This window comes from Alloalcanivorax xenomutans, assembly GCF_900217905.1.
Classification (GTDB): domain Bacteria; phylum Pseudomonadota; class Gammaproteobacteria; order Pseudomonadales; family Alcanivoracaceae; genus Alloalcanivorax; species Alloalcanivorax xenomutans.
In genome coordinates this window covers 77296-95633 of sequence record NZ_OBMO01000018.1, presented here as the reverse complement: position 1 = coordinate 95633, position 18338 = coordinate 77296, and the positions used below count along the sequence as shown (strand labels likewise).

The following is an 18338-nucleotide window of genomic DNA, read 5'->3' as shown; positions in this document are numbered from 1 at the left end:
CGAAAATCTGACAATCAAGTCAGTTCGTCACAGAACTGTAAGCGTGGAGCAGTAGTTTCATGGCAACTGTAAACCAGCTGGTGCGCAACCCGCGCAAAAGCAAGGTAGAGAAAAGCGACTCGGTCGCCCTGCAGGGCTGCCCGCAGCGTCGCGGCGTTTGCACCCGGGTGTACACCACTACCCCGAAAAAGCCGAACTCCGCGCTGCGTAAAGTGTGCCGGGTGCGTCTGACCAACGGTTATGAAGTGTCTTCCTATATCCCGGGAGAAGGCCATAACCTGCAGGAGCACTCCGTGGTGCTGATCCGTGGCGGTCGTGTTAAAGACCTGCCTGGTGTGCGCTATCACACCGTGCGCGGCACCCTGGATACCGCCGGTGTTCAGGATCGCAAGCAGCGCCGTTCCAAGTACGGTGCCAAGCGGCCGAAGAAGTAAGTCGTAACCCTATTCATACAGCCGGGTGTTGCTCCCGGTAGGATGAGTAAGGCCGGGCCTGGTCCCGGATAACCTGAAGCATTCCCGCCCCGCGGGTAGTAAGAGGAACACATCCGATGCCAAGAAGACGCGTCGTTGCCAAACGTGAGATCCTGCCGGATCCGAAATTTGGAAGCCAGTTGCTGGCCAAGTTCATGAACCACGTAATGGTGGACGGTAAGAAATCCGTCGCCGAGCGTATCGTCTACGGCGCTCTGGATATCGTGACCGAGCGTAAGAGTGGCGAAGCCCTGGAACTGTTCGAGAAAGCCCTGGATAACATTCGTCCGGTGGTCGAGGTGAAAAGCCGTCGTGTTGGTGGCGCCACCTACCAGGTGCCGGTGGAAGTTCGCCCCAGTCGTCGTACCGCCCTGGCCATGCGTTGGCTGGTGGACTCCGCGCGCAAGCGGGGTGAGAAGAGCATGGCCCAGCGCCTCGCCGGTGAGGTGATGGATGCCGCTGAAGGTAAAGGCGCGGCGATGAAGAAGCGGGAAGACGTACACCGCATGGCGGAGGCGAACAAAGCCTTCTCCCACTTCCGCTTCTAAGGCAGAGCGTAGACAGAGTAAACCGGCCTGCGATCAGGCCGGTTTTTGTATTGGATTCAGAGACTCGAGGTTAGCAGCGTGGCACGTAAGACTCCTCTCAACCGCTATCGCAACATCGGTATCTGCGCCCACGTGGACGCAGGTAAAACCACCACCACCGAGCGGATCCTGTTCTATACGGGTGTCAACCACAAGATGGGTGAGACCCACGACGGTGCGTCGACGACTGACTGGATGGAGCAGGAGCAGGAGCGGGGTATTACCATTACCTCGGCCGCGGTGACTGCTTTCTGGCAGGGCATGGACAAGCAGTACGACCAGCATCGTATCAACATCATCGATACTCCCGGGCACGTGGACTTCACCATTGAGGTGGAGCGTTCTCTGCGTGTTCTGGACGGTGCCGTGGTGGTGTTCTGTGGATCTTCAGGCGTGGAGCCTCAGTCCGAGACGGTGTGGCGTCAGGCCAACAAGTACAGCGTTCCGCGTATTGTGTTCGTTAACAAAATGGACCGCGCGGGCGCCAACTTTGACCGTGTTTGCGATCAGATCCGCAATCGTCTGGGCGCCAAGGTTGTGCCGATCCAGTACAACATCGGTACTGAAGACGAGTTCAAGGGTATCGTCGACCTGATCCGGATGAAGGCGATCTTCTGGAATGAAGATGATCTGGGCATGAGCTACGAAGAGCGTGATGTCCCCGAAGAGGTGCTGTCCCGCTGTGAAGAGCTGCGTGAGCAGATGATGGAGGCGGCTGCCGAAGGCTCGGATGAGCTGATGGAGAAGTACCTCGAGAACGGTGAGCTGGATAACGACGATATCAAAGCCGGGCTGCGTGAGCAGGTTCTGGCCAACGAGATCGTGGTGGCGCTGTGTGGTTCCGCCTTCAAGAACAAGGGCGTTCAGGCCATGCTGGATGCGGTTATCGAGTTCCTGCCTGCTCCGGACGAAGTAAAAGCGATCCAGGGCACCTTGGAAGATGGCGAAACCGTTGAGTCCCGCAAGTCGTCCGATGATGAGCCGTTCGCGGCCCTGGCGTTCAAGATCGCCACTGACCCGTTCGTGGGTTCTCTGACCTTTATCCGTGTTTACTCCGGTGTGGTGAATTCCGGTGACAGCGTGATGAACTCCGTGAAGCTGAAGAAAGAGCGGATTGGTCGCCTGTTGCAGATGCACGCCAACAGCCGGGAGGAAATCAAGGAAGTTCGCGCGGGTGATATTGCCGCTTGCGTGGGGCTGAAGGATGTCACCACCGGTGACACCCTGTGTGATCCGAACAAGGTGATCGTGCTGGAGCGGATGGAGTTCCCCGAGCCGGTGATCTCCGTTGCGGTTGAGCCGAAATCCAAGGCGGACCAGGAGAAAATGGGTATCGCATTGGGTCGTCTGGCCCAGGAAGATCCTTCGTTCCGCGTGAAAACGGATGAAGAGACCGGCCAGACCATCATTTCCGGTATGGGTGAGCTGCACCTGGATATCATCGTCGACCGCATGAAGCGCGAGTTCAAGGTGGAAGCGAACGTGGGCGCGCCGCAGGTGGCGTACCGTGAAACCTTCACCAAGCCCGCCGACGTTGAAGGTAAGTTCGTCAAGCAGTCCGGTGGTCGTGGGCAGTATGGTCACGTCAAGGTCAAGTTCGAGCCAATCGACCGCGACGAAGAGTTCCAGTTCGAGGAGCAAATCCACGGTGGTGTGGTGCCGAAAGAATACTTTGGCGCCATTCAGAAGGGTATCGATGAGCAGTTGCAGGCCGGTGTGCTGGCTGGTTATCCGATCCTGGGTGTGAAGGCTATCCTGTATGATGGTTCCTACCACGAAGTGGACTCCAACGAGAACGCCTTCCGCATGGCGGGTGGCCTGGCGGTGCGTAATGCCGCCAAGGAAGCCGGTGCGATCCTGCTGGAGCCGATCATGAAAGTGGAGGTGGTCACTCCGGAGGATTACATGGGTGACGTAATGGGCGACTTGAACCGTCGTCGTGGTACCGTCCAGGGCATGGACGACAGCGTTTCCGGCAAGGTGATCCGCGCCGAGGTGCCGCTGTCCGAGATGTTCGGTTACGCTACCGATGTTCGTTCCATGTCCCAGGGGCGCGCCAGCTACTCCATGGAGTTCCTGAAGTACGCCGAGGCTCCGCGCAACATTGCCGAAGACGTGATCAACGGTAAGAAATCTTAAATTTACGGTGAATTTGTAAAGGTATAGAACCGTGGCAAAGGAAAAGTTTGAACGTAATAAACCGCACGTAAACGTGGGCACGATTGGTCACGTTGACCATGGTAAGACGACGCTGACGGCCGCTTTGACGCGGGTGTGCTTCGAGGTGTGGGGCTCTGGTTCGGCGAGCGCCTTCGATCAGATCGATAACGCCCCGGAAGAGCGTGAGCGTGGTATTACGATCGCGACCTCCCACGTGGAGTACGACTCTCCGACCCGTCACTACGCGCACGTTGACTGCCCGGGTCACGCCGACTACGTGAAGAACATGATCACCGGTGCGGCGCAGATGGATGGCGCGATTCTGGTGGTATCCGCCGCTGACGGCCCGATGCCGCAAACCCGGGAGCACATTCTGCTGTCCCGCCAGGTTGGCGTGCCGTACATCGTCGTGTTCCTGAACAAAGCGGACATGGTGGACGATGAAGAGCTGCTGGAACTGGTTGAAATGGAAGTGCGTGAGCTGCTGAGCGACTACGACTTCCCGGGCGACGACACCCCGATCATCAAGGGTTCCGCTCTGAAGGCGCTGGAAGGCGATACCAGCGAGATTGGCATGCCGGCGGTGCAGAAGCTGGTGGAAACGCTGGACGAGTACATTCCGGAGCCGGAGCGTGCGGTTGATCAGCCGTTCCTGATGCCGATCGAGGACGTGTTCTCCATCTCCGGTCGCGGTACCGTGGTCACCGGTCGTGTGGAGCGTGGCATCATCAAGGTGGGTGAAGAGATCGAGATTGTGGGTATCAAGGATACCGCCAAGACCACCTGTACTGGTGTTGAGATGTTCCGCAAGCTGCTGGACGAAGGCCGCGCGGGTGAGAACGTGGGCGTGCTGCTGCGTGGCACCAAGCGTGACGAAGTGGAGCGTGGTCAGGTTCTGGCGAAGCCGGGCTCGATCACCCCGCACACCAAGTTCGTTGCCGAGGTGTACGTGCTGAGCAAGGACGAAGGTGGTCGTCACACCCCGTTCTTCAACGGCTACCGTCCGCAGTTCTACTTCCGTACCACCGACGTTACCGGTGCCTGTACGCTGCCGGAAGGCACCGAGATGGTGATGCCGGGTGACAACGTGCAGATGGACGTTGAGCTGATCGCACCGATCGCCATGGAAGACGGCCTGCGCTTCGCGATTCGTGAAGGTGGTCGTACTGTTGGCGCCGGCGTGGTGGCCAAGATCGTAGAGTAAGATAATTCAAGGCCGGGGCTTGCCCCGGCCTTCTCTTGTCTATATACTCTGCGCCCTCTTTCCAGTGTTAGTACTGGAAAGGGCGCGATCAACCGGGGCATCGTTCCCGGGCTTGTTTTGACACCCACCTCCTTCGGATGAGAAGGATGGGCGGGCTTTTTGCCATCTAAAGTATGGTTCGAAACAGTCTGGAGTTTGTTAGCTATGGCTAACCAGAGAATCCGAATCCGTCTCAAGGCTTTTGATCATCGCCTGATCGATCAGTCCGCCCAGGAGATCGTGGATACGGCAAAACGCACGGGTGCGCAGGTACAGGGTCCGATCCCTCTGCCCACGCGTAAAGAACGGTTTACGGTGCTGGTCTCTCCGCACGTTAACAAAGATGCGCGGGATCAGTACGAGATCCGTACCCACAAGCGGATGGTGGACATCGTGGAGCCCACGGACAAGACCGTGGACGCACTGATGAAGCTGGATCTGGCCGCTGGTGTGGATGTGCAGATCAGCCTGGGATAACTCAGCCTGAGACAACAACGTGCGGCCTGGCCGCAACAGGTTGTGAAGAGGTAGACAATGGCGATTGGTGTAATCGGTCGAAAATGCGGGATGACCCGGGTGTTCACTGAAGACGGTGTCAGTGTTCCGGTGACCGTGATTGAAGTGTCCCCGAATCGGGTGAGCCAGATTAAGACCGAAGAGACAGATGGCTACGAGGCCGTGCAAGTGACGGTTGGCGAGCGCCGCGCAACCCGAGTGACCAAGCCAATGGCGGGTCACTTCGCCAAGGCGGGCGTGGAAGCTGGCCGCACTGTGGGTGAATTCCGCGCTCCGGCGGGCGACTTGCAGGTTGGCGGCGAGCTGACCCTGGAAGTGTTCGAGGCTGGCCAGATCGTGGACGTAACCGGTACCTCCAAGGGTAAAGGTTTCGCCGGTACGGTTAAGCGTTGGAATTTCCGTACTCAGGACGCCACTCACGGTAACTCTCTGTCCCACCGCGCTCCGGGTTCCATCGGTCAGAACCAAACCCCGGGCCGCGTATTCAAGGGCAAGAAAATGGCGGGCCACATGGGTGCCGAGCGTGTGACGGTTCAGAATCTGGAAGTCGTGCGCGTGGACGTGGAAAAGAATCTGTTGCTGGTTAAGGGTGCGGTCCCCGGCGCGGCCGGTGGTGATGTGATCGTGATCCCGGCAGTGAAGGCGAAGGCCTGAAAGAGGAATAGAGGATGAATCTCAATACCGCCTCTGGAGGTACCGTTACTGTGTCTGAAGTCGCCTTCGGCAAGGACTTCAACGAGCCTCTGGTTCATCAGGTTGTGACTGCTTACCTGGCGGGTACCCGTCAAGGTTCCAAAGCGCAGAAAAGCCGCTCTGATGTCAGTGGTGGTGGTCGTAAGCCCTGGCGGCAGAAAGGCACCGGTCGCGCTCGCGCCGGTACCATTCGTAGCCCGCTGTGGCGTGGCGGCGGCAAAACGTTTGCCGCGGTGCCCCGTGACCACTCACAGAAAGTAAACCGCAAAATGTATCGTGGCGCGCTGCGCTGCATTTTGTCCGAGCTGGTTCGCCAGGAGCGCCTGGTTGTGGTGGACGACTTCTCCGTCGACACCCCGAAAACCAAGCAGGTGGCCGCCAAGCTCAAGGATCTGAACCTGAGCAATGTTCTCATCGTGACTGACGATGTGGATGAGAATCTGTATTTGGCGGCTCGTAACCTGCCGAAGGTCGACATCCGCGATGCCAGCGGTGTGGATCCGGTCAGCCTGATCGCCTTTGACAAGGTGTTGGTGACCGTGCCGGCTCTGAAGAAACTTGAGGAGGCGCTGGCATGAACAAAGAGCGCATTTTAAAAGTGCTGCTTGCACCGCACTTTTCCGAAAAGGCCACTGACGCCACCGAGCGCAGCAATGCCTTTGCTTTCAAAGTGGCAAAAGATGCCACCAAGGCGGAAATCAAGGCCGCCGTGGAAGCGCTGTTCGAGGTTAAGGTGCGCAACGTTCGGACTTTGAACGTGAAAGGCAAGCGCAAGTTCTTCGGTCGTGTCGCCGGTAAGCGTAGCGACTGGAAGAAGGCCTACGTGTCCCTTGAACAAGGCCAGGATATCGACTTCCTGGGCGCTGAGTAAGGTAAGGGAGTGAGTAATCATGGCGATTGTTAAGACCAAGCCGACTTCTCCGGGCCGCCGCTTTGTCGTAAAGGTGGTCAATGAGGAGCTGCACAAAGGTGCTCCCTACGCGCCCTTGCTGGAAGCCAAGGCCAAGAACGGCGGCCGTAACAATAACGGCCGTATCACCACCCGTCATAAAGGTGGTGGTCACAAGCAGAAATACCGCGTAGTGGATTTCCGTCGTAATAAAGACGGTGTCCAGGGTGTGGTGGAGCGTCTGGAATACGATCCGAACCGTTCCGCGCACATCGCGCTGGTGAAGTATCTGGATGGCGAGCGTCGTTACATTCTGGCGCCGAAAGATCTGAAGGCGGGCGATCGTGTTCAGTCCGGCGAAGATGCCCCGATCAAGGTGGGCAATACTCTGCCGCTGCGCAACATTCCGTTGGGTTCCACGATTCATAACGTGGAACTGAAGCCTGGTAAAGGTGGTCAGCTGGCTCGCTCCGCGGGTACTTCTGTCCAGCTGCTGGCGAAAGATGGACAGTATGTGACCCTGCGTTTGCGCTCTGGCGAAATGCGTAAGGTGCATGCTGAATGTCGCGCCACTATCGGGCAGGTATCCAACAGTGAGCACAGCCTGCGCTCGCTGGGTAAGGCCGGCGCAACCCGCTGGCGCGGTGTTCGTCCCACCGTTCGCGGTGTGGCCATGAACCCCGTGGATCACCCCCATGGTGGTGGTGAAGGGCGTACGTCCGGTGGCCGTCATCCGGTAACCCCCTGGGGTGTACCGACCAAGGGCCACAAAACCCGTACCAACAAGCGCACCTCCAAGATGATTGTGCGCGACCGTCGTAAGTAAGGGATAGAGAGAGGTTCAGGCTGTGCCACGTTCACTGAAAAAAGGTCCGTTTCTGGATCACCACCTGTTGAAGAAGGTGGAAGAAGCGGTGGAAGCCGGCTCCCGTAAGCCGATCAAAACCTGGTCCCGTCGCTCCATGATCATCCCGGAGATGGTGGGTTTGACCATCGCGGTACATAACGGCCGTCAGCATGTTCCGGTATTGGTTTCCGAGCACATGGTGGGCCACAAGCTGGGCGAATTCGCCCTGACCCGTAACTTCCGCGGGCATATCGTGGACAAAAAGGCTAAGCGATAAGGTGACAGCCATGGCGACTGAAGTTGCAGCCCGTCTGCGGGGCGCAAGAATTTCGGCTCAGAAAGCCCGCCTGGTGGCCGACCAGATCCGAGGTCTGGAGGTGGAAAAGGCGTTGAATGTTCTCGCCTTTAGCCCCAAGAAGGCGGCCAAGATTGTTAAGAAGGTGCTGGAGTCCGCGATTGCTAACGCGGAAAACAACGACGGCGCCGATGTGGATGAGCTGAAAGTATCCACCATCTACGTGGATGAAGGCATGTCGATGAAGCGTATTCGTCCTCGCGCGAAAGGGCGGGCGGATCGCATTCTCAAGCGTACCTGCCACATCACTGTAAAAGTCTCGGAAGGTCAGGAGTAACCAGATGGGTCAGAAAGTTCATCCGATCGGTATTCGTCTGGGCATCGTCAAGGAGCACAACTCCCTGTGGTATGCGGGTCCCAAGACCTACGCAGACTGCCTGGTAACCGATCTCGAGGTGCGTGAATATCTGTTCAAGCGCCTCAAGAATGCCTCGGTGAGCCGGATTAAAATCGAGCGTCCGTCCGAAAACGTCCGCATCACTATCTCAACGGCTCGTCCGGGGATCGTGATCGGCAAGAAGGGCGAGGACGTCGAGCGCCTGCGTCGCGACGTAGCAGCCAAGATGGGTGTGCCGGTGCACATCAACATCGAGGAAGTGCGTAAGCCTGACGTGGATGCTCGCCTGGTAGCCGATAATATCGCTGGCCAGATCGAACGTCGTGTTATGTTCCGCCGCGCTATGAAGCGAGCGGTGCAGAACGCGCTCAAGGCCGGTGCCGAAGGTATTCGGGTCCAGCTTTCTGGTCGTCTGGGTGGTGCCGAGATTGCTCGTACGGAATGGTACCGTGAAGGTCGCGTGCCGCTGCATACTCTGCGTGCGGACATCGATTACGCCAACGTGCGTGCTGAGACCACCTACGGAACCATCGGTGTGAAGGTCTGGATCTTCCGTGGCGAAGTGCTCGGTGGCATGGAGCAGGTTCAGGAAGAGCAGAAGCAGTCCAAGGGCGCGAAAAAGCGCGGCCGTGGTTAAAAGGTAACGAACGATGTTGCAGCCGAAGCGTACCAAATTCCGGAAAATTCATAAGGGCCGTAACCGTGGCCTGGCACAGCGCGGCAACAAGGTGTCTTTTGGCACCATCGGCCTGCAGGCCACCGGCCGTGGCCGGATCACCGCGCGTCAGATCGAAGCGGCTCGTCGGGCCATGACCCGTCACATCAAACGGGGCGGTAAGATCTGGATTCGGGTCTTCCCCGATAAGCCGATTACCCAGAAACCGCTGGAAGTGCGGATGGGTAAAGGTAAAGGTAGCGTGGAGTACTGGGTAGCCCAGATTCAGCCGGGCCGCATGCTCTACGAAATGGAAGGTGTTTCCGAAGACGTGGCGCGTGAAGCGTTCCGTCTGGCCGCAGCCAAGCTGCCGGTCAGCACCCGTGTCGTGACTCGGACGGTGATGTAAGCCATGAAAGCGAGCGAACTGAAAGAAAAGAGTGTTGAGCAGTTGCGCGAGCAGCACCTTGAGCTGCTGGAACAACAGTTCAAGCTGCGCATGAAGAAAGCATCCGGTCAGCTTTCCCAAACCCATCAGCTTGGGACGGTCCGCCGTGATATTGCACGTGTGAAGACCATTCTGCGGGAAAAACAGGGTAACTAATCATGGCAGAGGCGAAACAGAAACTGCGCCGGACCGTTACCGGTAAAGTGATTTCCAGTAAAGGTGATAAGACCATCACCGTATTGGTTGAGCGCCGGGTACAGCACCCCATTTATGGCAAGATCATCAAGCGTTCTACCAAACTGATGGCTCACGATGAGCAAAACCAGTGTGGCGAAGGCGACCTGGTCACCATCGAAGAATGCCGTCCGCTGTCCAAGCGTAAAAGCTGGATGCTGGTCAGCGTAGTGGAGCAGGCCGTCAAGGCCTGATGAGAGAATGCTGTGGCTGCCTGCACAGGGCAGGAGTTGGAGAGAGTAAGCGATGATTCAGACCGAAACCATGCTCGAAGTCGCCGATAACAGCGGCGCTCGTCGAGTGCAGTGCATCAAGGTGCTGGGTGGCTCCCACCGCCGCTATGCAGGCATTGGTGACATCATCAAGGTCACAGTAAAGGAAGCGATTCCGCGTGGTCGTGTTAAAAAAGGCGACGTGATGAGCGCTGTCGTGGTACGTACCCGTCGTGGTGTACGTCGCCCCGATGGTTCTGTGATTCGTTTTGACGAAAACGCCGCGGTCCTGTTGAACAACAACAAGGCTCCGATCGGCACCCGGATCTTTGGGCCGGTGACCCGTGAACTGCGTAATGACCAGTTCATGAAGATCATCTCCCTGGCACCGGAAGTTCTTTAAAGGCGGGTTAAGGCAATGCTCAAGATCAAGCGCAATGACGAAGTCATCGTAATCGCGGGCAAGGACAAAGGTAAGCGGGGCCAGGTACAGCGTGTGCTCCCTAACGGCCGCCTTCTTGTCTCCGGTGTGAACATGGTGAAAAAACACGTTCGCGCCAACCCTAACCGCGGTATTCAAGGTGGCATTGTTCAGCAGGAGGCGGGTATTCACGCTTCCAATGTGGCCATCTGGAATGCGAAGACCCAGAAGGCCGATCGTGTCGGCGTCCGTTTCGAGGACGGCAAAAAAGTGCGGTTCTTCAAGTCCAACGGCGAAGCGCTGGACGCGTGAGGTTAGGTGAACCATGAGTGATCTGAAGAAGGTTTACAACGAAGAGATTGTGCCGAAACTCCGCGATGAGTTCGGTTACAAGAACGTCATGGAGGTGCCCCGCATCACCAAGATCACCCTGAACATGGGTGTGGGTGAAGCGGCCGCGGACCGGAAGGCGATCGAAGGTGCGCTGTCGGATATGACCGCCATCGCCGGTCAGAAGCCGCTGGTCACCAAGGCACGCAAGTCCGTGGCGGGCTTCAAGATCCGTGAAGGTTGGCCGATCGGCTGCAAGGTGACCCTGCGTAACCGTCGTATGTACGAGTTCCTGGAACGCCTGGTATCCGTGGCAATCCCGCGTGTCCGTGACTTCCGGGGTCTGAACCCGAAGTCCTTTGACGGCCGTGGCAACTACTCCATGGGTCTGCGGGAGCAAATCGTGTTCCCGGAAATCGATTTCGACAAGGTCGACAAGCTGCGTGGTCTGGATATCACCATCACCACCACGGCCAAGACCGATGACGAAGCACGGGCGCTGCTGCGCGCCTTCAACTTCCCGCTGAAAGGCTAAGAGGATTTGTCATGGCAAAGGTCTCTATGAAAAACCGGGAGGCGAAGCGCGCCAAGTTGGTTCAGCGTTACGCCACCAAGCGTGCCGCGCTGAAAGCGGTTATCCAGGATCCCAACGCGGAACCCGAAGCGAAGTGGGAGGCTCAGCTGGAGCTGCAGAAGCTGCCACGGGACTCTTCTCCGGTTCGCCAGCGTAACCGCTGCCGCCTTACCGGCCGTCCGCATGGTTACTACCGCAAATTCGGCCTGAGCCGCATTAAACTGCGTGAAGCAGCGATGCGTGGTGACGTTCCCGGGCTGGTTAAATCCAGCTGGTAAGCAAAGAGTAGCGGAGCAACTGCAGCATGAGCATGCAAGATACCCTGGCGGATATGTTTACCCGTATTCGCAACGCGCAAATGGCTCGTAAAGTCGAGGTGGAGATTCCCTCCTCAAAGGCCAAGGAAGCCATTGCCAAGGTTCTGAAGGAAGAAGGTTACATCGACGGTTACGCGGTGTCTGGCGACGCCAAACCGACGCTGACCGTTCAACTGCGTTATTTTGAAGGCCAGCCGGTGATCGAGAAGATCGCCCGGGTGAGCCGTCCGGGCCTGCGTGTATACAAAGGTGCCGGTGAGATTCCCAAGGTGAAAGGTGGCCTGGGTGTGATGATCGTGTCCACCAACCAGGGCATCATTTCCGATCGCGCCGCCCGCCAGGCGAATGTCGGCGGCGAGCTGATCTGCGAAGTGTCCTAAGGTTTTGGTGTAGACGGATTAGGTGCAGCGATGTCTAGAGTAGCGAAAAATCCGGTTAACCTGCCCAAAGGCGTCGAGGTAGCTATCGACGGCCAGAAGGTGACCGTGAAAGGGTCCAAGGGCAGCCTGGAACACCAGGTGCACGATTTGGTGGAAGTGGCCGTGGATGACGGCGTGTTCTCCGTCAAGCCCCGTGAGGAGTCTCAGCAGGCCTGGGCCGTGGCCGGTACCACGCGTGCTCTGGTCAATAACATGGTCACCGGTGTCTCCGCGGGCTTCGAACGCCGCCTGTTGTTGAACGGCGTTGGTTACCGTGCTCAGGCCCAGGGCAAGACCCTGAATCTGACGCTGGGCTTTTCTCATCCGGTAGCCTATGAGCTGCCCGAAGGGATCACCATTGAGACCCCGAGTCAGACGGAAATCGTCATCAAGGGTATCGATAAGCAGCTGGTGGGCCAGGTGGCCGCCAATGTTCGGGGCTTCCGCCCGCCCGAGCCCTACAAGGGCAAAGGGGTGCGCTATGCTGATGAGCAAGTGCGCCGTAAGGAAGCCAAGAAGAAATAATCGTTGAGACTGAAGCCATGATGGACAAGAAAGTTGCACGTCTGCGCAGGGCAAAGCGTACTCGCCTGAAGATTCGTGAGCTGGGCGAGCTTCGTCTTTCCGTGCATCGCACTCCGCGCCATATCTATGCGCAAATCGTCAGCAGTGCTGGTGATCGCGTACTGGCCTCCGCGAGCACGGTGGAAAAAGACCTGCGCGCTGGCGCGACGGGTAATTCTGAAGCCGCCGCTAAAGTTGGTGAGTTGATCGCTCAACGCGCTAAAGAGGCGGGTATCGAAAGCGTGGCCTTTGACCGTTCCGGTTTCCGTTATCACGGCCGGGTCAAGGCGCTGGCGGATGCCGCACGCGAAAACGGGCTTAAATTCTAAGGGTACTTGGTTATGGCGAAAGTTGATCCCAACGAAGGTCTCCAGGAGAAGCTGGTTCAGGTGAACCGGGTTGCCAAGGTGGTGAAAGGCGGCCGTATTTTCGGCTTCACTGCTTTGACCGTGGTGGGTGACGGTAATGGCAAAGTGGGTTTCGGTCGCGGTAAGGCCCGCGAAGTGCCCGCCGCCATCCAGAAGGCCCTGGAAGCTGCCCGTCGCAACATGATTCAGGTGGAGCTCAATGGCACCACCATCCAGCATCCGATCAAGGCCCGGCACGGCGCCTCCAAGGTGTTCATGCAACCGGCCAGCGACGGTACCGGTGTCATTGCCGGTGGTGCCATGCGCGCCGTGCTGGAAGTGGCCGGTGTGCAGAACGTACTGGCTAAGTGCTATGGTTCCACCAACCCGGTGAATGTGGTTCGTGCCACGTTCGAGGGTTTGAAAGCGATGGCCTCCGCCGAATCCGTTGCCGCCAAGCGCGGTAAAACGGTCGAAGAGATCCTGAGCTAAGCGCAGACAGACGGAACGTAACGATGGCTGACAAGATCAAGGTAACGCAGGTAAAAAGCACCAACGGCCGGCTGGAAAAGCACAAGGCCTGTGTGCGTGGTCTCGGTCTGCGCCGTATTGGCCATACCGTTGAAGTTGAAGACACCCCTGCGGTACGCGGCATGATTAACAAAGTCGCGTACATGGTGCGGGTAGAGGGAGAATAAGCGATGCGTTTGAATGATCTGCATCCCGCTGAAGGTTCCCGTCCGGCCCAGAAACGGGTTGGCCGCGGTATCGGCTCCGGTCTCGGTAAAACGGGCGGTCGTGGCCATAAAGGTCAGAAATCCCGTTCCGGCGGCACCGTGAAGCCCGGGTTTGAAGGTGGTCAGATGCCGCTGCAGCGTCGTGTACCGAAGTTCGGTTTCACGTCCAAGCTGGCGATGGCAACCGCCGAAGTGCGCCTGGAAGAGCTGGCGAAAGTGGAAGGCGACGTGATCGACCTGGCCTCTTTGAAAGCCGCAGGCGTGGTTCGCTCTGACAAGAAACGCGCCAAGATCGTGCTGCGTGGCGGTATTGACCGTGCCGTGACGGTGCGTGGCGTGGCGATCACCAAAGGTGCCCGCGAAGCGGTGGAAAAAGCCGGCGGTAAAGTCGAGGAATAACAGGAACCGGGCTATGGCCAAGAACCGTGCACAAACGCTTAACAGTGGTGCCGTCGCAGCCAGCGGTGGTGCTACTCGGGAGTTGTGGCGTCGTATCGGATTCCTGCTTGGGGCCCTGCTGGTATTCCGGATCGGGGCCCATATTCCGGTACCGGGTATGAACCCGGACATGTTGGAACAGATGTTCAACCAGAACCGGGATACCATCCTTGGCCTGTTCAACATGTTCTCCGGTGGTTCTCTGGAGCGCATGAGTATTTTTGCACTTGGCATCATGCCGTACATTACCGCGAGCATCGTGATTCAGCTGATGACCGCGGTAGTGCCCAGTCTTGAGCAGCTGCGCAAGGAAGGGGAGCAGGGACGCCGCAAGATTACTCAGTATACCCGTTATCTGACCGTCGCCCTGGCGCTGGTGCAGTCTTTCGGGGTATGCGCGGGCCTGAAGAGCCAGGGGATTACCCTGTTGCCGGAAGGCGCCGATAGCATGCAGGTGGCGAGCTTCTATTTCGTGGCCGTGACCTCGTTGGTGACGGGAACGATTTTCCTGATGTGGCTGGGTGAACAAATCACCGAGCGGGGCATCGGGAACGGCATTTCCATGCTGATTTTCGCCTCTATCGTTGCCGGTTTGCCCGGCGCGGTGGCGCAGACCTTCGAGTCCGCCCGGCAGGGCGAGCTGGGGCTGTTGGCCATGCTGATGGTGTTTCTGGTGGCCGTGGCGGTGATTTTCGGTGTGGTGTTCGTGGAGCGCGGTCAACGCCGTATTACCGTGAACTATGCCCGACGCCAGCAAGGCCGCCGGGTATACGCCGCGCAGCAAAGCCATTTGCCGCTGAAAGTGAACATGGCAGGTGTGATTCCGGCGATTTTCGCCAGTTCCATCCTGCTGTTTCCGGCGTCACTGACCCAATGGTTCAGTGATTCCAACCCGGATTCCTGGTGGGGGATGACCCTGCGCCGGGTGAGCGATGCGCTGTTGCCGGGTACGCCGCTGTACATTCTGTTGTTTACGTTGGCGATCATGTTCTTCTGCTACTTCTATACGGCGTTGGTATTCAACCCGAAGGACGTAGCGGACAACCTGAAGAAATCCGGGGCTTATATCCCGGGTATTCGCCCCGGTGAGCAATCAGCGCGTTACATCGATACCGTGATGGGCCGTCTGACTCTGATCGGTGCCGTATACATGACGCTGGTTTGTCTGTTGCCGTTGGGTCTGCAGGCGATCTGGAATGTACCCTTCTATCTGGGCGGTACTTCGCTGCTGATCGTGGTAGTCGTAGTGATGGACTTCTGGGGCCAGGTGAATTCCCATTTGATGTCCACTCAGTACGAAAAACTGATGAAGAAAGCCAACCTGAAAGGGTATGGCGGCACCGGTCTGGTGCGTTAACAGGGCCTTAGCGGCCGAGATAGTGAGGCGAGTGCGATGAAAGTTCAGGCTTCTGTAAAGAAGATCTGCCGTAACTGCAAAGTGATCCGCCGCAAGGGCCGGGTCATGGTGATCTGCAGTGCCGAGCCGCGGCACAAGCAGCGTCAGGGTTAATTGGCGAGCTTCTTTCCTAGAGATTGGTTGAAATTCAGTCGGTGTAACGCTAGACTCTCCCGCCTTTCGGCGCCAGAGACTGGCGATACCGCTTTGTGAATCGGAGATATTCGGATGGCCCGTATTGCAGGCGTAAACATCCCGGACAACAAACATACGGTGATTTCCCTCACCTATATTTTCGGGATCGGCCGCACCCGTGCTCGCCAGATTTGCGAGCAGACCGGCATTGCGCCGGAGGTTAAGATTCGTGATCTGTCCGGCGATCAGCTGGACGCGATCCGTGCGGAGGTTGCCAAGGTTTCCACGGAGGGCGACCTGCGTCGGGAAATCAACATGAATATCAAGCGGTTGATGGATCTGGGCTGCTACCGTGGCATCCGTCATCGTCGCGGCTTGCCGTTGCGCGGTCAGCGCACCAAAACCAACGCCCGCACCCGTAAGGGCCCGCGGAAACCGATCCGCAAGTAAGTCCTGAATTTGGATAGGCATCATGGCTAAAGCGAAAAGAGACAGTGGCGCACGTCGGAAGAAGGTAACGCGGACCGTTGCGGATGGCATCGCTCACGTACACGCTTCTTTCAATAACACCATCATTACCATCACTGATCGTCAAGGCAACGCGTTGTCCTGGGCGACCTCTGGTGGCGCGGGTTTCCGTGGCTCTCGCAAGAGCACCCCGTTCGCGGCCCAGGTGGCTGCCGAAAACGCCGGAAACGCCGCCAAGGATTATGGCTTGAAGAATCTGGAAGTGCGGGTGAAAGGCCCGGGTCCGGGTCGCGAGTCTTCCATTCGGGCGCTGAACGCCTGTGGTTACAAGATTACCCATATTCAGGACGTGACGCCGATTCCGCACAATGGTTGCCGTCCGCCGAAGAAGCGCCGCGTGTAACGGGAGTTAGAGCAAGATGGCAAGATACCTCGGTCCCAAGTGCAAGCTTTCCCGTCGTGAAGGCACTGACCTGTTTTTGAAGAGCGGCATCCGTCCGCTGGAATCCAAGTGCAAGGCGGAGCAGCCCCCGGGCCAGGCCGCCGCTGGCCGTCGCCCCAGCCGCCTGTCCGACTACGGCGTGCAGCTGCGCGAGAAGCAGAAAGTGCGTCGTATGTACGGCGTGCTGGAAAAGCAGTTCCGTAGCTACTACAAGAAGGCGGCCCGCTCCCGTGGCGCCACCGGCGAAGTACTGCTGCAACTGCTGGAAGGTCGTTTGGACAACGTGGTTTACCGCATGGGCTTCGGCGCTACCCGCTCTGAAGCGCGTCAGCTGGTATCTCACCGTGCGATCCTGGTTAACGGTCAGTCCGTTAACATTCCGTCCTACCAGATCAGCGCCGGTGACGTGATCACCGTGCGTGAGAAGTCCAAGAACCAGCTGCGCGTGAAGAACGCCATGGAGCTGGCTCAGCAACGTGGCTTCCCGACCTGGTTGGAAGTGGACGAGAAGAAGCTCGAAGGTACTTTCAAGGCGCTGCCGGAGCGCATTGACCTCCCCGCGGAGATCAATGAAAACCTGATCGTCGAGCTGTACTCCAAGTAAGGACTGCCTGAGGGATCTCTATGACCGCCGTGAACGAATTTCTCACGCCCCGCTCGATCGCGGTCAACGCGATCAGCGAGACCCACGCCAAGGTTGTGCTTGAGCCGCTGGAGCGGGGTTTTGGGCATACGCTGGGCACGGCGCTGCGCCGCATCCTGTTGTCCAGCATGCCGGGATGCGCCATCACTGAAGTGGAGATCGATGGCGTACAGCACGAATACTCCACCATTGACGGTATTCAGGAAGATGTGATCAACATCCTTCTGAACCTCAAGGGTGTGGCTTTGAAGATGGAAGACCGGGAAGAAGCGGTCCTGGAACTGGTCAAGAAAGGCCCGGGTGACGTGACCGCAGATGACATCCAGCGTGATCACAGCGTGGAGGTCGTCAACCCGGAGCACCTGATCTGTACCATCACCGGCGACACCGAACTGCGTGTCCGCATGAAGGTGGAAAAAGGTCGTGGTTATGTGCCCGCGGACAACCGTCGCAGCGATGACGACGAGACCCGTGGCATCGGCCGTCTGCAACTGGACGCCAGCTTCAGCCCCGTGCGCCGTGTGGCCTACGTGGTGGAGGCTGCCCGGGTGGAGCAGCGGACCGACCTGGATAAGCTGGTTATCGACCTGGAAACCAACGGGACCATTGATCCCGAGGAAGCCATTCGTCGCGCGGCCACCATCCTGCAGCAACAGATCGCGGTATTTGTCGATCTGGAGCAGGATGCCAAGCCCGAGCCGAAACAGGAACGGGAGGAAGTTGATCCCATCCTGCTGCGCCCGGTGGATGATCTTGAACTGACGGTACGTTCCGCCAACTGTCTGAAAGCCGAGAATATTTACTACATCGGTGATCTGGTACAGCGGACCGAGGTGGAGTTGTTGAAAACGCCGAACCTCGGCAAGAAGTCGCTCACCGAGATCAAGGATGTGCTGGCTTCCAAAGGGTTGGCGCTGGGCATGCGTCTGGAGAACTGGCCGCCGGTCAGCCTCCGTGATGATGACCGACTGAACACCAAATTGCGCTAATTGAGTTGTCGTGGACGCTGTGAAGCGCCCTTGAAGATAGGAATAGAACCATGCGTCATCGCAAGAGCGGCAGAAAACTGAATCGGAACAGCTCACATCGTCAGGCCATGTTCCGTAACATGGCGGTGTCGCTGTTGGAGCACGAAGCGATCAAGACCACCTTGCCGAAGGCAAAGGAGTTGCGTCGTGTTGCTGAGCCCCTGATCACCCTGGCCAAGGAAGATTCCGTGGCCAACCGTCGCCTGGCGTTCAGCCGGACCCGGTCCAAGGAAGTGGTGGGTAAGCTGTTCAATGAACTGGGCCCGCGCTACAAAGCGCGTCCGGGCGGCTATGTACGGATCCTGAAAATGGGCTTCCGTGCCGGCGACAACGCCCCGATGGCCTATGTGGAACTGGTGGATCGTCCCGAGCCGGGTGAAGCCGCCGACGCTGAATAAAGGCGTAGCCTTCCGCATCAACGAAAAAGCCG

32 protein-coding genes are annotated in these 18338 nt (G+C 58.1%); all 32 read left to right on the top strand.

The window, feature by feature from the left end; translation table 11 throughout:
* Positions 1 to 59: 59 nt before the first annotated feature.
* Positions 60 to 434: a 30S ribosomal protein S12 gene (rpsL, locus tag CRO06_RS14970; protein ID WP_014996117.1), complete on the top strand. Its 375-nt coding sequence runs from the start codon at positions 60 to 62 to the stop codon at positions 432 to 434.
* A 116-nt stretch (positions 435 to 550) separates the two neighbouring features.
* On the top strand, positions 551 to 1021 hold the full coding sequence (rpsG, locus tag CRO06_RS14965) for a 30S ribosomal protein S7 (RefSeq protein WP_014996116.1): 471 nt from the start codon (positions 551 to 553) through the stop codon (positions 1019 to 1021).
* Positions 1022 to 1099: 78 nt separating this feature from the next.
* Positions 1100 to 3199 carry an elongation factor G gene (fusA, locus tag CRO06_RS14960; protein WP_063141496.1) on the top strand — a complete coding sequence of 700 codons (2100 nt, stop codon included), beginning with the start codon at positions 1100 to 1102 and terminating at the stop codon, positions 3197 to 3199.
* A 31-nt stretch (positions 3200 to 3230) separates the two neighbouring features.
* Positions 3231 to 4424 carry an elongation factor Tu gene (gene tuf / locus CRO06_RS14955; RefSeq protein WP_097058778.1) on the top strand — a complete coding sequence of 398 codons (1194 nt, stop codon included), beginning with the start codon at positions 3231 to 3233 and terminating at the stop codon, positions 4422 to 4424.
* Positions 4425 to 4628: 204 nt separating this feature from the next.
* On the top strand, positions 4629 to 4940 hold the full coding sequence (gene rpsJ, locus CRO06_RS14950) for a 30S ribosomal protein S10 (RefSeq protein ID WP_022995848.1): 312 nt from the start codon (positions 4629 to 4631) through the stop codon (positions 4938 to 4940).
* A gap of 57 nt (positions 4941 to 4997) precedes the next feature.
* Complete coding sequence (rplC, locus tag CRO06_RS14945; protein ID WP_026949538.1) at positions 4998 to 5633, top strand: 50S ribosomal protein L3; 636 nt, start codon at positions 4998 to 5000, stop codon at positions 5631 to 5633.
* 14 nt (positions 5634 to 5647) lie between these two features.
* The gene (rplD, locus tag CRO06_RS14940) at positions 5648 to 6250 is read left to right on the top strand and encodes a 50S ribosomal protein L4 (RefSeq protein WP_014996111.1); all 603 of its coding nucleotides are present in this window, start codon (positions 5648 to 5650) and stop codon (positions 6248 to 6250) included.
* Positions 6247 to 6543 (top strand): 50S ribosomal protein L23, encoded by a 297-nt coding sequence (gene rplW / locus CRO06_RS14935; protein ID WP_022995846.1) that lies wholly within the window; start codon positions 6247 to 6249, stop codon positions 6541 to 6543. The genes rplD and rplW overlap by 4 nt, the downstream gene beginning before the upstream one ends.
* Before the next feature lie 19 nt (positions 6544 to 6562).
* The gene (gene rplB, locus CRO06_RS14930) at positions 6563 to 7387 is read left to right on the top strand and encodes a 50S ribosomal protein L2 (RefSeq protein WP_022995845.1); all 825 of its coding nucleotides are present in this window, start codon (positions 6563 to 6565) and stop codon (positions 7385 to 7387) included.
* Between the two features lie 22 nt (positions 7388 to 7409).
* Complete coding sequence (gene rpsS, locus CRO06_RS14925) at positions 7410 to 7685, top strand: 30S ribosomal protein S19 (RefSeq protein WP_014996108.1); 276 nt, start codon at positions 7410 to 7412, stop codon at positions 7683 to 7685.
* Positions 7686 to 7695: 10 nt separating this feature from the next.
* On the top strand, positions 7696 to 8040 hold the full coding sequence (gene rplV / locus CRO06_RS14920) for a 50S ribosomal protein L22 (RefSeq protein WP_022995844.1): 345 nt from the start codon (positions 7696 to 7698) through the stop codon (positions 8038 to 8040).
* Positions 8041 to 8044: 4 nt separating this feature from the next.
* Positions 8045 to 8737, top strand: coding sequence for a 30S ribosomal protein S3 (gene rpsC, locus CRO06_RS14915; RefSeq protein WP_022995843.1), 693 nt, complete (start codon positions 8045 to 8047; stop codon positions 8735 to 8737).
* Positions 8738 to 8750: 13 nt separating this feature from the next.
* Positions 8751 to 9164, top strand: a complete 414-nt coding sequence (gene rplP / locus CRO06_RS14910; RefSeq protein WP_014996105.1) for a 50S ribosomal protein L16 — start codon at positions 8751 to 8753, stop codon at positions 9162 to 9164.
* Positions 9165 to 9167: 3 nt separating this feature from the next.
* A complete protein-coding gene (gene rpmC / locus CRO06_RS14905; RefSeq protein WP_014996104.1) occupies positions 9168 to 9359 on the top strand; it encodes a 50S ribosomal protein L29 in 192 nt (63 codons plus the stop codon).
* A gap of 2 nt (positions 9360 to 9361) precedes the next feature.
* Positions 9362 to 9631: a 30S ribosomal protein S17 gene (rpsQ, locus tag CRO06_RS14900; protein WP_022995842.1), complete on the top strand. Its 270-nt coding sequence runs from the start codon at positions 9362 to 9364 to the stop codon at positions 9629 to 9631.
* Positions 9632 to 9683: 52 nt separating this feature from the next.
* A complete protein-coding gene (gene rplN / locus CRO06_RS14895) occupies positions 9684 to 10052 on the top strand; it encodes a 50S ribosomal protein L14 (protein WP_014996102.1) in 369 nt (122 codons plus the stop codon).
* 15 nt (positions 10053 to 10067) lie between these two features.
* Positions 10068 to 10382, top strand: coding sequence for a 50S ribosomal protein L24 (gene rplX / locus CRO06_RS14890; protein ID WP_022995841.1), 315 nt, complete (start codon positions 10068 to 10070; stop codon positions 10380 to 10382).
* Between the two features lie 13 nt (positions 10383 to 10395).
* Positions 10396 to 10935, top strand: coding sequence for a 50S ribosomal protein L5 (gene rplE / locus CRO06_RS14885; RefSeq protein WP_022995840.1), 540 nt, complete (start codon positions 10396 to 10398; stop codon positions 10933 to 10935).
* Positions 10936 to 10946: 11 nt separating this feature from the next.
* Positions 10947 to 11252, top strand: a complete 306-nt coding sequence (rpsN, locus tag CRO06_RS14880; protein WP_026949539.1) for a 30S ribosomal protein S14 — start codon at positions 10947 to 10949, stop codon at positions 11250 to 11252.
* A gap of 26 nt (positions 11253 to 11278) precedes the next feature.
* Positions 11279 to 11671 (top strand): 30S ribosomal protein S8, encoded by a 393-nt coding sequence (rpsH, locus tag CRO06_RS14875; protein WP_022995838.1) that lies wholly within the window; start codon positions 11279 to 11281, stop codon positions 11669 to 11671.
* A 30-nt stretch (positions 11672 to 11701) separates the two neighbouring features.
* Positions 11702 to 12235 carry a 50S ribosomal protein L6 gene (gene rplF, locus CRO06_RS14870; RefSeq protein WP_022995837.1) on the top strand — a complete coding sequence of 178 codons (534 nt, stop codon included), beginning with the start codon at positions 11702 to 11704 and terminating at the stop codon, positions 12233 to 12235.
* 17 nt (positions 12236 to 12252) lie between these two features.
* A complete protein-coding gene (gene rplR, locus CRO06_RS14865; RefSeq protein ID WP_179746616.1) occupies positions 12253 to 12603 on the top strand; it encodes a 50S ribosomal protein L18 in 351 nt (116 codons plus the stop codon).
* A gap of 12 nt (positions 12604 to 12615) precedes the next feature.
* Complete coding sequence (gene rpsE, locus CRO06_RS14860; protein ID WP_014996095.1) at positions 12616 to 13113, top strand: 30S ribosomal protein S5; 498 nt, start codon at positions 12616 to 12618, stop codon at positions 13111 to 13113.
* A gap of 23 nt (positions 13114 to 13136) precedes the next feature.
* A complete protein-coding gene (gene rpmD / locus CRO06_RS14855; protein WP_014996094.1) occupies positions 13137 to 13319 on the top strand; it encodes a 50S ribosomal protein L30 in 183 nt (60 codons plus the stop codon).
* 3 nt (positions 13320 to 13322) lie between these two features.
* Positions 13323 to 13757 carry a 50S ribosomal protein L15 gene (rplO, locus tag CRO06_RS14850; protein ID WP_014996093.1) on the top strand — a complete coding sequence of 145 codons (435 nt, stop codon included), beginning with the start codon at positions 13323 to 13325 and terminating at the stop codon, positions 13755 to 13757.
* A 13-nt stretch (positions 13758 to 13770) separates the two neighbouring features.
* Positions 13771 to 15153: a preprotein translocase subunit SecY gene (secY, locus tag CRO06_RS14845; RefSeq protein WP_014996092.1), complete on the top strand. Its 1383-nt coding sequence runs from the start codon at positions 13771 to 13773 to the stop codon at positions 15151 to 15153.
* A 36-nt stretch (positions 15154 to 15189) separates the two neighbouring features.
* Complete coding sequence (gene rpmJ, locus CRO06_RS14840) at positions 15190 to 15306, top strand: 50S ribosomal protein L36 (protein ID WP_008928865.1); 117 nt, start codon at positions 15190 to 15192, stop codon at positions 15304 to 15306.
* Positions 15307 to 15420: 114 nt separating this feature from the next.
* Positions 15421 to 15777 (top strand): 30S ribosomal protein S13, encoded by a 357-nt coding sequence (gene rpsM / locus CRO06_RS14835; RefSeq protein WP_022995835.1) that lies wholly within the window; start codon positions 15421 to 15423, stop codon positions 15775 to 15777.
* Positions 15778 to 15799: 22 nt separating this feature from the next.
* On the top strand, positions 15800 to 16198 hold the full coding sequence (gene rpsK, locus CRO06_RS14830) for a 30S ribosomal protein S11 (RefSeq protein WP_014996090.1): 399 nt from the start codon (positions 15800 to 15802) through the stop codon (positions 16196 to 16198).
* A gap of 16 nt (positions 16199 to 16214) precedes the next feature.
* Positions 16215 to 16841, top strand: a complete 627-nt coding sequence (gene rpsD, locus CRO06_RS14825; RefSeq protein WP_022995834.1) for a 30S ribosomal protein S4 — start codon at positions 16215 to 16217, stop codon at positions 16839 to 16841.
* A 20-nt stretch (positions 16842 to 16861) separates the two neighbouring features.
* Positions 16862 to 17869 carry a DNA-directed RNA polymerase subunit alpha gene (locus CRO06_RS14820; protein ID WP_022995833.1) on the top strand — a complete coding sequence of 336 codons (1008 nt, stop codon included), beginning with the start codon at positions 16862 to 16864 and terminating at the stop codon, positions 17867 to 17869.
* Positions 17870 to 17919: 50 nt separating this feature from the next.
* Positions 17920 to 18306, top strand: a complete 387-nt coding sequence (gene rplQ / locus CRO06_RS14815) for a 50S ribosomal protein L17 (RefSeq protein ID WP_014996087.1) — start codon at positions 17920 to 17922, stop codon at positions 18304 to 18306.
* Positions 18307 to 18338: the final 32 nt, after the last annotated feature.

What these genes read in the sequence shown, in the direction of transcription:
- rplQ (WP_014996087.1), top strand. Translation starts at nt 17,920, where the DNA reads ATGCGTCATCGCAAGAGCGGCAGAAAACTGAATCGGAACAGCTCACAT.
- rpsN (WP_026949539.1), top strand. Translation starts at nt 10,947, where the DNA reads ATGGCAAAGGTCTCTATGAAAAACCGGGAGGCGAAGCGCGCCAAGTTG.
- rpmC (WP_014996104.1), top strand. Translation starts at nt 9,168, where the DNA reads ATGAAAGCGAGCGAACTGAAAGAAAAGAGTGTTGAGCAGTTGCGCGAG.
- rplF (WP_022995837.1), top strand. Translation starts at nt 11,702, where the DNA reads ATGTCTAGAGTAGCGAAAAATCCGGTTAACCTGCCCAAAGGCGTCGAG.
- rplE (WP_022995840.1), top strand. Translation starts at nt 10,396, where the DNA reads ATGAGTGATCTGAAGAAGGTTTACAACGAAGAGATTGTGCCGAAACTC.
- rplW (WP_022995846.1), top strand. Translation starts at nt 6,247, where the DNA reads ATGAACAAAGAGCGCATTTTAAAAGTGCTGCTTGCACCGCACTTTTCC.
- rpsH (WP_022995838.1), top strand. Translation starts at nt 11,279, where the DNA reads ATGAGCATGCAAGATACCCTGGCGGATATGTTTACCCGTATTCGCAAC.
- rplD (WP_014996111.1), top strand. Translation starts at nt 5,648, where the DNA reads ATGAATCTCAATACCGCCTCTGGAGGTACCGTTACTGTGTCTGAAGTC.
- rpsK (WP_014996090.1), top strand. Translation starts at nt 15,800, where the DNA reads ATGGCTAAAGCGAAAAGAGACAGTGGCGCACGTCGGAAGAAGGTAACG.
- rpsD (WP_022995834.1), top strand. Translation starts at nt 16,215, where the DNA reads ATGGCAAGATACCTCGGTCCCAAGTGCAAGCTTTCCCGTCGTGAAGGC.
- rplN (WP_014996102.1), top strand. Translation starts at nt 9,684, where the DNA reads ATGATTCAGACCGAAACCATGCTCGAAGTCGCCGATAACAGCGGCGCT.
- rplV (WP_022995844.1), top strand. Translation starts at nt 7,696, where the DNA reads ATGGCGACTGAAGTTGCAGCCCGTCTGCGGGGCGCAAGAATTTCGGCT.
- rpsG (WP_014996116.1), top strand. Translation starts at nt 551, where the DNA reads ATGCCAAGAAGACGCGTCGTTGCCAAACGTGAGATCCTGCCGGATCCG.
- rpmJ (WP_008928865.1), top strand. Translation starts at nt 15,190, where the DNA reads ATGAAAGTTCAGGCTTCTGTAAAGAAGATCTGCCGTAACTGCAAAGTG.
- rplP (WP_014996105.1), top strand. Translation starts at nt 8,751, where the DNA reads ATGTTGCAGCCGAAGCGTACCAAATTCCGGAAAATTCATAAGGGCCGT.
- rpmD (WP_014996094.1), top strand. Translation starts at nt 13,137, where the DNA reads ATGGCTGACAAGATCAAGGTAACGCAGGTAAAAAGCACCAACGGCCGG.
- rpsL (WP_014996117.1), top strand. Translation starts at nt 60, where the DNA reads ATGGCAACTGTAAACCAGCTGGTGCGCAACCCGCGCAAAAGCAAGGTA.
- secY (WP_014996092.1), top strand. Translation starts at nt 13,771, where the DNA reads ATGGCCAAGAACCGTGCACAAACGCTTAACAGTGGTGCCGTCGCAGCC.
- rplB (WP_022995845.1), top strand. Translation starts at nt 6,563, where the DNA reads ATGGCGATTGTTAAGACCAAGCCGACTTCTCCGGGCCGCCGCTTTGTC.
- rpsE (WP_014996095.1), top strand. Translation starts at nt 12,616, where the DNA reads ATGGCGAAAGTTGATCCCAACGAAGGTCTCCAGGAGAAGCTGGTTCAG.
- rpsC (WP_022995843.1), top strand. Translation starts at nt 8,045, where the DNA reads ATGGGTCAGAAAGTTCATCCGATCGGTATTCGTCTGGGCATCGTCAAG.
- rpsM (WP_022995835.1), top strand. Translation starts at nt 15,421, where the DNA reads ATGGCCCGTATTGCAGGCGTAAACATCCCGGACAACAAACATACGGTG.
- rplC (WP_026949538.1), top strand. Translation starts at nt 4,998, where the DNA reads ATGGCGATTGGTGTAATCGGTCGAAAATGCGGGATGACCCGGGTGTTC.
- rpsJ (WP_022995848.1), top strand. Translation starts at nt 4,629, where the DNA reads ATGGCTAACCAGAGAATCCGAATCCGTCTCAAGGCTTTTGATCATCGC.
- rplR (WP_179746616.1), top strand. Translation starts at nt 12,253, where the DNA reads ATGATGGACAAGAAAGTTGCACGTCTGCGCAGGGCAAAGCGTACTCGC.
- rpsQ (WP_022995842.1), top strand. Translation starts at nt 9,362, where the DNA reads ATGGCAGAGGCGAAACAGAAACTGCGCCGGACCGTTACCGGTAAAGTG.
- rplX (WP_022995841.1), top strand. Translation starts at nt 10,068, where the DNA reads ATGCTCAAGATCAAGCGCAATGACGAAGTCATCGTAATCGCGGGCAAG.
- CRO06_RS14820 (WP_022995833.1), top strand. Translation starts at nt 16,862, where the DNA reads ATGACCGCCGTGAACGAATTTCTCACGCCCCGCTCGATCGCGGTCAAC.
- rplO (WP_014996093.1), top strand. Translation starts at nt 13,323, where the DNA reads ATGCGTTTGAATGATCTGCATCCCGCTGAAGGTTCCCGTCCGGCCCAG.